Source organism: Pantoea sp. QMID4, assembly GCF_030270445.1.
Lineage (GTDB): Bacteria > Pseudomonadota > Gammaproteobacteria > Enterobacterales > Enterobacteriaceae > Pantoea > Pantoea vagans.
The window spans coordinates 463,664-478,094 of record NZ_BSXL01000001.1; the positions used below are offsets into that span (position 1 = coordinate 463,664).

Annotated in this window: 12 protein-coding genes and 1 riboswitch; of the genes, 2 read left to right on the forward strand and 10 right to left on the reverse strand. The window is 57.6% G+C overall.

The features are described from left to right. Window positions 1–135 precede the first annotated feature (135 nt). A riboswitch (TPP riboswitch) is annotated at window positions 136–231 on the forward strand. A gap of 34 nt (window positions 232–265) precedes the next feature. Beyond that, entirely contained in the window at window positions 266–1,063 is a 798-nt protein-coding gene (thiM, locus tag QSK07_RS02070; protein ID WP_098053153.1) for a hydroxyethylthiazole kinase, read from the forward strand. Next, window positions 1,050–1,850, forward strand: a complete 801-nt coding sequence (gene thiD / locus QSK07_RS02075) for a bifunctional hydroxymethylpyrimidine kinase/phosphomethylpyrimidine kinase (protein ID WP_285720312.1) — start codon at window positions 1,050–1,052, stop codon at window positions 1,848–1,850. Before thiM ends, thiD begins: the two co-directional genes overlap by 14 nt. A 46-nt stretch (window positions 1,851–1,896) precedes the next feature. Here the strand turns inward: thiD and QSK07_RS02080 are convergent, their stop codons facing one another. The 10 genes from QSK07_RS02080 to mdtD form a co-directional block, all read right to left on the reverse strand. Further along, the gene (locus QSK07_RS02080) at window positions 1,897–2,583 is read right to left on the reverse strand and encodes a GntR family transcriptional regulator (protein WP_285720313.1); all 687 of its coding nucleotides are present in this window, start codon (window positions 2,581–2,583) and stop codon (window positions 1,897–1,899) included. A gap of 100 nt (window positions 2,584–2,683) precedes the next feature. Further along, entirely contained in the window at window positions 2,684–4,144 is a 1,461-nt protein-coding gene (locus QSK07_RS02085) for a mannitol dehydrogenase family protein (RefSeq protein WP_285720314.1), read from the reverse strand. Between the two features lie 67 nt (window positions 4,145–4,211). After that, window positions 4,212–5,495 carry an MFS transporter gene (locus QSK07_RS02090; RefSeq protein ID WP_285720315.1) on the reverse strand — a complete coding sequence of 428 codons (1,284 nt, stop codon included), beginning with the start codon at window positions 5,493–5,495 and terminating at the stop codon, window positions 4,212–4,214. Window positions 5,496–5,576: 81 nt separating this feature from the next. After that, window positions 5,577–6,587 carry a Zn-dependent oxidoreductase gene (locus QSK07_RS02095; protein ID WP_285720316.1) on the reverse strand — a complete coding sequence of 337 codons (1,011 nt, stop codon included), beginning with the start codon at window positions 6,585–6,587 and terminating at the stop codon, window positions 5,577–5,579. A gap of 10 nt (window positions 6,588–6,597) precedes the next feature. Then, window positions 6,598–7,812, reverse strand: coding sequence for a D-mannonate dehydratase ManD (gene manD / locus QSK07_RS02100; protein ID WP_285720317.1), 1,215 nt, complete (start codon window positions 7,810–7,812; stop codon window positions 6,598–6,600). Window positions 7,813–8,264: 452 nt separating this feature from the next. Beyond that, complete coding sequence (yegS, locus tag QSK07_RS02105) at window positions 8,265–9,164, reverse strand: lipid kinase YegS (RefSeq protein WP_285720318.1); 900 nt, start codon at window positions 9,162–9,164, stop codon at window positions 8,265–8,267. A gap of 220 nt (window positions 9,165–9,384) precedes the next feature. Further along, the gene (gene trhP / locus QSK07_RS02110; RefSeq protein WP_285720595.1) at window positions 9,385–10,767 is read right to left on the reverse strand and encodes a prephenate-dependent tRNA uridine(34) hydroxylase TrhP; all 1,383 of its coding nucleotides are present in this window, start codon (window positions 10,765–10,767) and stop codon (window positions 9,385–9,387) included. 120 nt (window positions 10,768–10,887) lie between these two features. Further along, window positions 10,888–11,595, reverse strand: coding sequence for an envelope stress response regulator BaeR (gene baeR / locus QSK07_RS02115; RefSeq protein WP_285720319.1), 708 nt, complete (start codon window positions 11,593–11,595; stop codon window positions 10,888–10,890). Between the two features lie 6 nt (window positions 11,596–11,601). Next, window positions 11,602–12,990 carry an envelope stress sensor histidine kinase BaeS gene (gene baeS / locus QSK07_RS02120; protein WP_275220859.1) on the reverse strand — a complete coding sequence of 463 codons (1,389 nt, stop codon included), beginning with the start codon at window positions 12,988–12,990 and terminating at the stop codon, window positions 11,602–11,604. Further along, complete coding sequence (gene mdtD, locus QSK07_RS02125) at window positions 12,987–14,393, reverse strand: multidrug transporter subunit MdtD (protein ID WP_285720320.1); 1,407 nt, start codon at window positions 14,391–14,393, stop codon at window positions 12,987–12,989. Before mdtD ends, baeS begins: the two co-directional genes overlap by 4 nt. Window positions 14,394–14,431: the final 38 nt, after the last annotated feature.

The following is a 14,431-nucleotide window of genomic DNA, read 5'->3' on the forward strand; positions in this document are numbered from 1 at the left end:
CAAGGTTTTTGTTTTCCTGTGGGGTACAAAATGGGGTACAGGCTGGGGTACAATGCTCAATAGTGAGGTTCGTAAAAACAACCTTATACAAACAGGTAAACTTACATAACTCACTAATTAATAAAGAAATGTAATCTACACGACTCGGGGTGCCCCTTTAATACAGGGCTGAGATACACCCGCCGACCTGATCTGGATAATGCCAGCGTAGGGAAGTCTGATGCCTGACCGCATTCGCCTTCTTGTTCGCCGGTTGGGAGCTACGATGACACATCAATCTCAACACCTTTCCGCCGCGCACTTCGTGCCCGTTCTGCACACTTTCCGCCGTCAGTCACCGCTGGTGCACTGCATGACCAATGACGTGGTCCAGAACTTCACTGCCAACGTCCTGCTGGCACTCAACGCCTCACCGGCAATGGTGATTGATGCTGACGAAGCGGCACAGTTCAGCCGCTTTGCCGATGCGTTGCTGATTAACGTCGGCACCTTAACCCGCGAGCGTCAGCAGGCGATGCAGGCTGCCGTCACCGCCGCCTGCGAGGCGGGTACCCCCTGGACACTCGATCCGGTCGCCGTCGGCGCGCTGACGCTGCGCAGTGACTTCTGTCATCAACTGCTCAGCCAGCAACCGGCAGTGATTCGCGGTAATGCGTCAGAAATTCTGGCGCTGGCACAGCAGGCCAGCGGCGGACGCGGTGTCGATACGCTGCATCAGGCGGATGCAGCACTTGATGCGGCACAGCAACTCGCTGAGACCTGGCACTCGCTGGTCATTGTCACCGGCGAAGTTGACTATGCCACCGACGGTCAGCGAATCCTCGCCATAACCGGTGGAAGCCCGTTAATGACACGCGTGGTCGGGACCGGCTGCGCACTTTCTGCTGTAGTGGCGGGATTCAGTGCTCTGCCAGGCGATCGGCTGATGAACGTTGCGGCAGCCTGTCAGGTCATGGCACGGGCGGGGGGAAAGGCGGCGGCGCAGGCAGCCGGGCCGGCCAGCTTTGCCACAGCATTTATTGATGCACTCTGGACGCTGGAGGTGGAGTATGAAGCGCATTAACGCTCTGACGATTGCCGGTACCGATCCCAGCGGCGGCGCAGGCATTCAGGCCGATCTGAAAACCTTCTCCGCGCTGGGCGCTTATGGCACCAGTGTGATTACCGCGCTGGTGGCGCAGAACACCCAGGGCGTGCAGTCGGTTTATCGCATTGAACCAAACTTTGTGGCCGCCCAGCTCGATTCGGTGCTGAATGACGTACGCGTCGACAGCGCAAAAATCGGCATGCTGTCTGAAACGGCCATTGTGGAACAAGTTGCTGACCGGCTGAGGCGTGCTGAGATCCCGTTCGTAGTGCTGGATACGGTGATGGTTGCGAAAAGTGGCGATGCGCTGCTCTCACCAGACGCTGTGGCCAGCATACGGGAGCGGTTACTACCGCAGGTATCGCTCATCACGCCAAATCTGCCGGAAGCGGCGGCGTTGCTGGATTGCGCTATCGCCACCGATGAGGCGGAGATGCGCGAGCAGGGGCGGGCCTTGCTGGCACTCGGCTGTCAGGCGGTGCTGATGAAGGGCGGTCATCTGGCTGCGACGGAGAGTCCGGACTGGCTGATTACACACTCAGTGGAACAGCGATTCAGCACGCCACGCGTGCATACCCGTCATACCCATGGCACCGGCTGCACGCTGTCGGCCGCCATAGCCGCGTTACGTCCGCGCCATGCTGACTGGGCAGAGACAATTGGGGAAGCCAAAAGCTGGTTGCAGCAGGCGCTGTTACAGGCGGATTTGCTGGAGGTCGGGAAGGGGATTGGACCGGTGCACCATTTTCATCAATGGTGGTGAAGGCGAAGGCCCGCATCGACCTGGTTTTCAGGCGGTGCGGGCAGTTTCAGGGCGCTTCGAACCAGGCGCTGTTGCGCTCGGCAATCGGGGTAATTGAGAAGATCATCTCCTGCAGGTGACGACGCATCGCCGCTTCGGCGGCATCGGCATCATGGCGCCGAAGCGCAGCATAAATCTCTTCATGTTGCTCAATCAGCCTCTCCGGTGGTGAGACTTCACTCAGCGTCAGAAACCGCACCCGGTCCATGGCCGCTTTGATGTTTTCCACCGTCTCCCAGGCGAGCTTGCAGTCAATGCTTTCAGCGATCAGGCGATGAAACTCATCGTCCAGAGTGAGGAAAGCCTGGCTGTCATGCCGCCCGGCGGCCATGCGCTGCAACTGCAGATTATGTTCCAGCGCCATCAGGGCGGGATCGTCAATCTCCACCGCTGCCCGCCGCACTACCGACACTTCCACCGCCTCACGGATAAAACGGCCATCCGCGACACGCTTAGCGGAGATTTTGCGCACGAAGGTGCCGCGCTGCGGCAATACCTGTACCAGTCCGGCTTCAGCCAGCTTAATGAACGCTTCACGCACCGGCTGGCGCGAAACGTTGAAGCGTGCGGAGACCTCTTTTTCAGAGAGCAGCGAACCTGGCTGAATGGCGCAGGTGACAATATCTTTGCGCAGATAACGGTAAATCTGCTGATTTACCGGTTCGCTGGTAGTAATGGTATAGGCGATCGACATGCAGCAATATCCATATTACGGCTGGCATAGGCCAGCGCGATGGGAAAGTGTCAGTCTAATCAGGGTACTGCGTCGGCGCCAGTGCTTTGTGACCGCAGCATTAGCTGCGGTTCAGGTACTGATGCACTGTCGCTCGTGCGCCCTGGGTGGTGAGTTGCTGATACCAGGCAGTCAGCCGGGCGACCACGTCACCCTTCTGTGCCAGATCCTCGCCGAATACTTCGCGGATGCCGAGTAATGCCCGTACGCGAGCCTCACCCTCTTCGCTGGCGGCAACGCACTCTGCGAGCTGCGCTTTCATCGGATCACGGATTTCAATCAGCTGGCCCTGTTCATCAACACCGCCGACATAACGCATCCAGCCCGCTACGCCCAGCAGCAGCAAATCGCAGTCACTGTCGCGCTGCAGGTGCCAGCGCAGGCTATCGAGCAGACGCTGTGGCAGTTTCTGTGTGCCGTCAGTGGCAATCTGTCCGGTGCGATGTTTAATCGCACGATTTTCATAACGGGCGATTAGCGAGTCGGCATAGGCATTGAGATCCACGCCATGGGTGCGCAATGTGGGTGCCTGCTCATCGATCATCAGGGAACGGGCGGCGGCACGGAAATGGGGATCGGCCATGCAATCGCTGATGTACTCATAACCCGCCAGGAAGCCGAGGTATGCCAGGAAAGAGTGGCTGCCATTCAGCATGCGCAGTTTCATCTCTTCGTAGGGCAGGACATCACTGACCAGTTCTGCGCCCGCGTTTTCCCACGCCGGACGGCCATTGACGAAGTTATCTTCAATCACCCACTGGAAGAAGGGTTCCGCTTCAACCGCAACCGGGTCGCTTGAACCCAGCCGCGCGCTCAGGGCCGCAAACGCCGCATCGGTCATCGCCGGGACGATGCGATCCACCATGGTTGAGGGGAAAGTCATGTGCTGCTGAATGTACTCTGCCAGTTCCGGATCCTGTTGCCGGGCCAGTTGCACAATCACGTTGCGGGTGACGTGACCATTTTCCGGCATGTTGTCACAGGACATCACGCTGAAGGCAGGTAACCCCTGGTCACGGCGGCGGCGAATCGCGGCCAGAATCAGACCCGGTAGCGAGCGCGGCGCATCCGGATGCTGCAGATCATGGACGATATCGGGATGAGCGGGATTTAAATTGCCACTGGCGGGCTGATGGCAGTAGCCTTTTTCAGTGACGGTCATGGAGACAATCGCCACTTCAGGCTGACTCATGGCGTTAATCACCACCTCAATACCGTCACTTTTGCCGTGCAGCGCCTGGGTGATGACACCAATCACCCGGGTATGCAGGGAATCGTCAGCCATCTCTGTCAGGGTATAGAGCAGATGCTGCTCACGCAGGGCCTGAATCAGCGCGCCGTTGTTGAGGTTTACTTCGCAGTATCCCCAGTCGCTGCCCTGTTCAGCCAGCTTATCGCTGCAGAGTGCCTGATGGGCACGATGAAACGCACCAAAACCGATATGCACCATGCGGGTTTTCAACTGGCTGCGGTCGTAAGCGGGGCGCCGGACCTCAGCGGGCAGGCGATCAATCTGTAACATAGTCCGTCCTTATGGCAAACGGGGCGCAAAGCGCCCCAAAATCATCATTCTGTTAGCAGAACAACACTCAGACCGAAACCGGTTTATCCTCAGGTTTTGGACTGCGAATCACAAACAGCACCAGGAAAGCCCCCAGCGCGGCGACACAACCCGCCAGGATAAAGGCGCTATCGAACTTACCGGTGTGCTGAACAATAAAGCCGGTGACGATCGGCCCGATGATGCCGGAGAGGCTCCCAACCAGATGGATAAAGCCGCTGATGCTGCCAATACGGCTCTTGTGCACCACGTCCTGAATAATCGCCCAGTAGATCGCGCCAGTGATGTAGAGAAAGAAAATGGACACCGACATCATCATCACGGCGGGAACCACCTCTTTTATCGTACCCGCCAGTGCCACACAAATCGCGGCTGCCAGCAGTGAGACCACCAGCACAATTTTGCGGGACAACAACAGTTTGCCGGTGATATTGAAGATTCTGTCAGAGATCCAGCCACCCAGCGCCAGGCCAACGAAACCGACGATCCACGGGATCATGGTGGTGATGCTCATTGATTTGATATCCAGGCCGTGCGCCTGCACCAGATAGGCCGGGAACCAGCTCAGGAAGAAGAACAGGATGTAGTTGTAGCAGAAGAAGGCAAACGCCGTGACCAGGATAATCGGCTGGCGCAGATAGTAGCCAAACGAATGCGGTGTCTCAGACAGGTCGACCTCATCATTCGGGCTGGTAGCTTTCAGGCGATCAATCAGCAGACGCTCTTTTTCGGTGACAAGTTTGCTCTTCACCGGATTATCGGCGGCAAAGAAGAGCCAGAACGCCATCCATACCAGGCCGATACAGCAGACGATCACAAAGGCCGGACGCCAGCCGTAGGCCAGCGCCAGATAGCCAATGATCGGTCCGGCTACCGCGCCGCCCAGCGGTGATCCGGCACTGAGCAGGCCCATCGCCGTGGCGGCCTGTTTCTTCGGGAACCAGCCATTAATCGCTTTGTTAGCCGAAGAGCAGATCGGGCCTTCAGCCATGCCGAACAGCACCCGCAGGATCAGTAGCGACCAGAAGCCGGTAGCCAGCGCGGTCATACCGCAGAAAATGGACCAGGCACCTACGGCCACGGCCAGCACGATTTTGGGGCCATATCGGTCAGTGGCGAGGCCACCGACAAAGTTAAACAGGGCGTAGCCGAAGAAGAAGCTGCCGAAGATCATGCCGAACTGCTCAGCATTAATCGCCAGATCTTTCTCAACCAGCGGCACGGTCAGCGACAGGGCAACACGATCGAGGTAATTGATCATGTAAACCAGGAACAGCAGCAAAACGAGGGTCCAGCGCAGATTCTTGAACATACAAACTCCGTGATCTGTTTTATCGTTTTAATTATGCCGGCGGGTACACACCGGCAGAGGACACCTGGTGTTCAGCGGGCATTAACCCATCTGAAGGACCACTTTGCAGCAGGTGCGCGGATCTTTTTCGAACAGGGTCATCGCGCGTTCAATCTCCTGCAGCGGGAAGTAGTGGGTAACCAGCTTCTCTGGCTGGATTAACCCTTTTTCCATCCATTCAATTACCTGCGGGAAGCGGTTGCTGTTAAGACGTGAGGTAAACAGCGACAGCTCTTTGCTGGTCAGGCTTTGCTGGGTAATGCTGCACGATTCGCCGGAGAAGCCCAGCAGACCGATGCGCGCGGCCGGGGAGGCGAGGGCGGCGGCTTCTGCCAGAATGGCAGGATGGCAGGCCGCGTCGATAATCAGCGTGGGCTGCACGCCCTCAAGCTGAGCCGCTAACGGGATTTCGCTGTTATCGAATAATTGATCGGCACCGCTCTGCTCAGCCAGCGCCAGACGTTCCGGCAGGCGATCCACCACCATCACCGTTTTCACCTGATAGACGCCCTTCAGCACCTGAATGGCGGTGAGCCCCATCGGACCGGCACCATAAATGAGCGCCACATCACCCGGCTGCGGTTTGAGAAATGCCGTAATGTTGGCTGCGATAGTGAAAGGCTCGATCAGGCTGGCGAGCTTATCGGGAATCGCGTCCGGCAGGTGCCAGGCATTTTTAGCCGGGGCCAGCGCATACTCGCTGAAGCCGCCGTCGCGGTGCACGCCAATCACCTGCAGGGTGGTACAGACATTTGGACGGCCTACCGAGCAGGGATAGCAGTGCCCACAGCTTACCACCGGATCGACTGCGACGCGCTGGCCCAGTCGTGCCGCGTCGACACCGTCACCCACCGCATCGATCACGCCAAAAAATTCATGGCCAATCACTCGCGGATATTTCGCGAACGGGTTATGACCGTGCCAGATATGCACGTCAGAGCCACAGATGCTGGCATAGGCCACTTTAACCCGGACTTCGCCCGCCGCGGGTTGTGGCAGTGGACGTTCAGCTAATACCAGTTCACCTGGCTGTTCAATCACGACACTTTTCATGGGGTTCTCCTTACCAGTTCCACAGGGTGCCATCTTCAAGACGGGCGACCGGCAGATAGGCAGGTTCATAGGGATATTTCGCCGCCAGTTTCTCGTTGAATTCAATGCCGAGGCCCGGCTTGTCGCCCGGATGCATGTAGCCCTGGTCAAAGGTCCAGTTAGCATCAAACAGCTCCATCATCTGTTCCGAGAAGCCCATGTACTCCTGCACGCCGAAGTTCGGTACCCAGAGGTCAAAGTGCAGCGCAGCCGCCATGCAGACCGGGGAGAGATCCGAAGGACCGTGCGAGCCGGTACGCACCTGATAGAGTGACGCAAAATCAGCGATACGACGCATCCCGGTAATGCCGCCCGCGTGGGTGATAGTGGTGCGGATATAGTCGATCAGCTGCTCTTCAATCAGCTGCTTACAATCCCAGATGCTATTGAACACTTCGCCTACCGCAATCGGCGTGACGGTGTGCTGGCGAATCAGACGGAAGCATTCCTGATTCTCAGCAGGCGTCGGATCTTCCATCCAGAACAGACGATAATCTTCCACGCTCTTGCCGAAACGTGCCGCTTCAATCGGCGTCAGGCGATGGTGCATGTCATGCAGCAGATGCTCATCGAAACCAAACGTGTCGCGGATCGCCTCAAACAACTTTGGCGTGAAATCGAGGTATTTCTCGGTTGACCAGAGCTGCTCTTCCGGCCAGTTACCTTTGGTCGCAGGTTCGTAGGCCAGGCCTTTACCTTTTGCCATGCCGTAGGTGGTTTTCATGCCTGGTACGCCGCACTGCGCACGGATCGCTTTGAACCCCAGCTCTTTGTGCTTCGCATAGTCATCCATCACTTCCTCGATGGAGTGGCCGGTGGTGTGGCAATAAACCATCACGCCGGTGCGTGAAGCGCCGCCCAGCAGCTGGTAGAGCGGCATGTTGGCGGCTTTACCTTTGATATCCCACAGCGCCATATCGACGGCCGAGATCGCAGACATGGTAACCGGGCCACGACGCCAGTAAGCGCCTTTATAGAAGTATTGCCAGATGTCTTCGATCTGATGCGCATCGCGGCCAATCAGCTGCGGACAGATGTGATCTTTCAGGTAGGAGGCGACCGGCAGTTCGCGGCCATTCAGCGTGGCATCACCCACGCCGGTCAGCCCCTGATCGGTGGTGATCTTCACGGTGACAAAGTTTCTGCCTGCGCAGGTTACGAATACTTCCGCCTTAACAATTTTCATCCTGGTTGCCTATCAGTCAGCGTTCAATGACGAAAAAGTACGCGATTTAATACTACCATACAAGCTAGTCTGACAGAGTTGTGAAGCCAGTCACAGACTGTTTTCTGGGGCAAAATAGGGTAATGAACTGGCGAATTATTTGGCGACAAAAGGGCGGCGTGGTAGTAAAACGACGGGCGGCCAGTGTGAAAAAGGGGCTTTTGCCCTCTTAAGATTATTGACAGCGTCTGCCCCTGCTGGCTGTAAGACCCAGCCGACGAAGGGAACACAGTCAGATCGGAAAGTCGCAAAAGCCGCCATCCCTGGCATGCTCGGCCCGCGTCGTCCCTGACGCGGGACGCTTTCCTCCTCTGCCCGTGTTTCCTACGCTTTAAGCTAATGCGTTGCTGCTAAATTCGTTCAGCTGTGAGTTTGTCAGTAATCTGAAGGGGCTTTCGCCCCCTGAATCATGCTCAGGAAAGGAGTTCACACTGCGGCGGCAGGCGACAGCTGAGCGCGCCCGCCATCACCTCAATCACGAATTCGCGTCCGGAGAGCGGTTCACCATCAAGGTTAAAGGTCATCTCGTGCGGAGAGCGAATCGTCAGCGACTCCAGCTGTGTGGTGACGATGCCGGGATTGTCATCGTCGCCGGTCAGGGAGTGCAGCAGTGTCGGCAGCAGCTCCTGCGCGGTAACAATACTGACGTCAAGCCGGCCATCGTTGATCAGTGCACCCGGGCATAAGCGCTGACCGCCGCCCGCCTGACGCCCGTTACCAATACCGATAACCAGCGCATCACCCTGCCAGGCGAAATCGGGACCGCTGATCTCGCAGGTATCGGGTTTCAGCGTATCCATGCGCATCAGGCCGTGAATAAAGTAGGAGACACCGCCCAGCGCCGACTTCAGCTTTTCCGGTGTTTCTGTGGTGATGCGGGTGCCAAATCCGCCCGTCGCCATATTGATGAAGTAGTGGCTCTGGTTCACTCTGGCCAGATCGATGGCATGCGCTTTGCCCTGAATCGCCAGTCGCAGTGCCGGTTCCATCTCTTCCGGAATACCGACGCTGGTGGCAAAGTCGTTGGCGGTTCCCAGTGGCAGGATACCCAGCACCGGGCGATGATCGGCATCTGATGCCACCAGCGCAGTGGCAACCTCATTGATCGTGCCATCGCCGCCACCGGCTACGACGGTCTCCGCCTGCAGCGCGATCGCCTCTCTGACGTACCTGTCGCCATCGCCTTTTTCGAACGTCACACGCACCGCAATGTTGAAGCCTTCTTCACGCAGGGTGGTAATGGCTTCGCGCAGATCATCATTACCCGCGCCTTTCCCATTCAGGATGAGCAGCGTAAGCGGTTTATTGTCCATTTGCGTTCCTTGAAGATCTACAGAATAAGAAGGGAATGTATAGCACAGCTGCCAGCAGTAAATTATTGGCGAAAGAGAGAAAAAAGAAAACCCGCACGGGGGAGCCGGGCGGGTAAATGAGGTGGTTCCTGGTAAATCTGCCGTTTGTTGTTACTCGTTAGCAGCAGGCGGGACTATAAAGCAGCGCTGCGCAGGGGTCTGTGATCCTGTTCTGATTTCCTCAAATTGTTTCCGTTGGTAAACGATTATGAGGATCACGGGTATCTTCGCCGTGATCAAAATTGCGCAGCAGCAGCGCAAAACGCAGATCGACCTCTTCCGGCACCCGCAGCCAGACGCGATGGCCATCGCCGGGTGCAACCTCAGTGGGTTCGCCACGCGCATTCTGCAGCGCATCCAGCTGGCCATTCAGGTTGCCTTCAGGCGTCATGATCTCCACGCTGTCGTGCAGCATAAACTTGTTCTTCACGGCCACTTCCGCCCATTCGCCCCGACGCTCGCCAGTAAATTCACCGACAAACTGCTGGCGATCCGAGACCGAAAAGCCCTGCTGATAATTCTGATAGCTGTCATGGGTATGGCGGCGCAGGAAACCTTCGGTATAGCCGCGATGGGCCAGGCCTTCCAGCGTTAGCAGCAGTGAGGGATCAAACGGCTTACCGGCCGCAGCATCGTCAATCGCCCGGCGATAGACCTGAGCGGTGCGGGCGCAGTAGTAATAGGACTTGGTGCGTCCTTCAATTTTCAGCGAATGCACGCCCATCCCGCTGAGCCGCTCCACGTGTGCCACTGCGCGCAGATCCCGCGAGTTCATGATGTAAGTGCCGTGTTCATCTTCGAACGCGCTCATCACCTCGCCGGGTTTCATCTTCTCTTCCAGCAGAAATACCTTGTCAGTGGGCTGACCGATGCCCAGCGTGGGCGTCACATCCTGTACCGGGATGGGCTCATGAATGCCGACAATATTCCCCACGTCATCCTGCTGGCCTTCTGCCACTTTATACTCCCAGCGACAGGCATTGGTGCAGGTGCCCTGATTCGGATCGCGTTTGTTCATATAGCCCGACAGCAGACAGCGACCGGAATAGGCCATACAGAGCGCGCCATGAACAAACACTTCCAGCTCCATCTCCGGCACATGCTGGCGGATCTCAGCGATCTCCTCCAGTGACAGCTCGCGTGACAGAATCACCCGGCTCAGCCCCATCTGCTGCCAGAATTTTACCGTGGCCCAGTTGACCGCATTGGCCTGCACCGACAGGTGAATCGGCATCGTCGGGAAAGCCTCACGCACCAGCATGATCAGGCCGGGATCGGACATGATCAGCGCGTCAGGCTGCATCGCTACCACCGGCGTTAAGTCACGAATAAAGGTTTTAAGCTTGGCGTTGTGTGGCGCAATGTTCACCACCACGTAGAATTTTTTGCCCAGCGCGTGCGCTTCGTTGATGCCCAGCGCGAGGTTCTCGTGGGTAAATTCGTTGTTACGCACCCGCAGGCTGTAGCGTGGCTGGCCGGCATAGACAGCATCGGCGCCATAAGCAAAGGCATAACGCATGTTTTTCAGCGTGCCGGCGGGGGAAAGCAGTTCGGGTTTCATGATGTTCTCACTGATGTCAGGTCAGTATGCCGCCTTAAGCGACTGCGGCAGGGCTGTTAAGCCCTGCAAAAGGTGCGGAATTGTAGGCAGAGGGAAAAGGGAAGTAAATTGATCGGGATCAAACTAGATCAAATGACAGGCGTCGGCTTCCCAGCGATAGCCCATGCCGTAGACGGCACGTATAAAAGGTTGCTCGCTGTCAAGAATCTCCAGTTTGCGCCGCAGATTCTTGATATGGCTGTCGATGGTGCGATCCGTGACCACGCGATAGTCATCATAGAGATGGTTGAGCAGCTGTTCGCGTGAAAAGACTTTGCCCGGCTCCAGCGACAGGGTTTTCAGCAGCCGGAACTCCGCCGGGGTAAGATCCAGCGGCTTTTCGCGCCAGCTGGCAAAGAAGCGGCTCTCATCAACCCGCAGTAACGAAGCGCTTTGCGGCTCTTCCGCTGAACGTCTGACCCGACGCAGAATCGTTTTCACCCGCGCCACCACTTCACGCGGGCTGAAGGGTTTGCAGATGTAGTCATCCGCGCCCAGCTCCAGCCCCAGCAGCCGATCAATCTCCTCGGTGCGGGCGGTGACCATAATAATCGGCAGTTCGGAATGACGACGGATTTCGCGGCACAGCGTTAAGCCGTCGGTGCCCGGCAGCATTAAATCCAGCAGCATCAGGTCGGGTGGCGTCTGGCGCACATACTCCAGCACCGCATTGCCGTCGGCGATGTGATGGGTACGGTAGTTCGAGGCGTGCAGATAATCGATCATCAGCTGCGCCAGTTTCGGCTCATCTTCGACCACCAGAATCAGCGGGTCGTGGTTTTCATGGCTCATAAGCGTCTAAACAGGGGGAACATAGCGCAAGTGTAGCGCGATTTTCAGTCCACCTAAATCAGAGTGCGCCGCATGAATATCGCCGCCGTGCGCGTGAGCGATATTTTTACAGATGGCCAGGCCCAGGCCCGAGCCGCCGCTGGCGCGATTGCGAGAGCCTTCGGTGCGGAAAAAGCGCTCAAAAATCTGCACCTGATTTTCTCTGTCAACGCCGGGTGCGCTGTCATCAAACTCAATGTGCCAGTGGGGGGCTTCATACTTCAGCGTCACTTCAACCCGTCCACCGCTGTCGGTGTAGCGCAGGCTGTTCTCAAGCAGGTTGGTAAACAGCTGAATCAGGCGGTCGGGATCGCCGAAGAAAGGAGCGTTGTCGGGCAGATTCAGCTTCAGCGTCAGGCCGTGCGCGCGATAACGTTCGGCAAAGCTGCCGGCGGTCACTTCCAGCAGCTGCACCAGATCGGTCGCCTGCTTGCGGTAGGCGAGGGCACCCACGTCCGACAGCGACAGCTGATGCAGGTCTTCGACCAGCTTGGTCAGCACCACGACTTCACTTTGCAGCGAGGCGATAGCAATCGGCGTCAGTTTGCGTACGCCATCCTGCATCGCTTCCAGTTCACCGCGCAGGATCGCCAGCGGCGTGCGCAGCTCATGGGAGATATCAGCCATAAAGGCGCGGCGCATGCTTTCGTTTTTCTCCAGCGAGCTGGCCAGCAGGTTAAAATCACCGGCCAGCTGGCCCAGCTCATCCCGGCTGCTGACCTCAACGCGGGTAGCAAAATTACCAGCCGCCAGATGATGTGTGCCATCGACCAGCCGCTTAACCGGTGCCAGCAGACCTCGCGCCATCAGCCAGGTCGCCAGCGCCGCCAGCAGCGTTGACAGCCCCACGATAATCCAGCTGGTGCGCCGCTGCTGTTGATCAAAGTTAATATCGGTACTGCGCGTCAACCGCTCCGGTGGCGAACCGATGACCCAGCCGACCACTTTGCCGGTGCTGGTGGTAATGTTGCGGCGCGTCCCCTCCGGGGGTACCGGCGCACGCGGTCCGACCATCACTTTATATTGCTGATCGAGGATCCAGAACTGGGTGCGCCAGCCGTGTGGCGGCAGCTGGCTGTTGCTGTCGGGATTCTGCTCCAGCGAACGCAGCATGGTAAAGACCAGACGATCGTTGTGGCGCAGAAAATCCCAGTTCCCATGCTGCTCATACTGATCGGCCAGTGCATCGCTGAGCAGATTTAACCGTTGCTCGTTGCCGCGCTTAATGTAGTCGACAAAGCCGTGTTCGAAACTGAGGCGAACGCCCCAGTGCATGGTGATCAGCACCAGCATGCAGGTGGCGAAAATCGCCATAAACAGTTTGGCCCCGATGCCCAGGCGCAGGTTAACTCTCATTTTTTTCTCCGGCGTCGCAGATCAACGTTGGTACTCACCTGTGGCGGGACGCGCCAGAACACCAGCGCGGGCAGGATGATAATCAGCGACATGCAAAGGTAGGTATAAATAAACATCTGGTGCTCCGCTGCGCTGTTTGCCGCGCTCTCCTGGGCAAACGCGCCCAGCAGCAGCCCGGCCACGGTGACGCCAATACTCATCGACAGCTGCATAATCATCGACAGCAGACTGTTGCCGCTGGAGGCCAGCTCATCGGGCAACTCCTTCTGCGTCAGGGTATTCATTGAAGAGAAGCGAATGGCGTTGACCATGCCCTGCAGAAACAGCACCAGCGGCAGCAGGCAGACCCAGCCCATGAACGCCACCAGCGGGAACAGCAGGACCACCAGCGCCAGCGCTATGGTCGACATCACCAGCACATTACGGTAGCCATAGAGATTGACGATGTGCACCACAATGCGCTTCATTCCCATATTGCCCAGCACCATCGGAATCATCATCAGACCGGCGTGAAACGGGCTGTAGCCCATGCCGAGCTGCAGAAAGATTGGCGTCATAAAGGGCAGCATGCCACTGCCGATGCGGCCGGTAAAACTGCCGAGCAGGCCAAGAGAGTAAATGCGATTATCAAACAGCTTCAGACTGAACAGGGCGTTATCATTGCCGCGCGCATGCATCAGGTAAAACAGCAGAGAAAACATGCCAGTGAGGATCATGGCACCCAGCAGCAACGGCGAACCGCCGCTGCTGCGCTGACCATCCAGCGCCAGTGTCAGGGCTGCCATCCCGGTGGCCAGCAGGATAAAACCACCGAAATCAAAGCGGCGCGTCTGCATGCTGTAATTGGGCATCAGCATCAGGGTGGCGATAGCCCCTGCAATGCCGACCGGGATATTAATCAGAAAGATCCAGTGCCAGCTGGCGTACTCCACCAGCACACCGCCCAGCGCCGGACCCAGCAGTGGGCCGATCTGGCCGGGCAGGGTCACAAAGGTCATGGCGGACATATACTGCTCGCGCGGCACGATTTTCATCACCGTCAGGCGACCTACCGGCACCATCATGGCCCCGCCAATCCCCTGAACCACGCGCGACAGCACCAGCTGACCCAGCGTGCCGGACAGGGCACACAGCAGCGAACCCAGGCTGAACAGCACAATCGCGCAGAAGAAGATATTGCGCACGCCAAAGCGATCCGCCAGCCAGCCGCTGACCGGCAGCATCACGGCCACCGTCAGCACGTAATAGACGATCACCGAGTGCATGTGCAGCGGGCTGACGCCCAGGTCATGTGCCATAGACGGGATCGCGGTATTGACGATGGTGGTATCAAGCGTCTGCATAAAAAAACCAATGGCAACAATCCACAGTTGCCAGCGGACGTTAGTGTTTTGCGTAGTCATCAATCCCCCCGGTTAAGGCGTCACATCCGCCGTCGGTC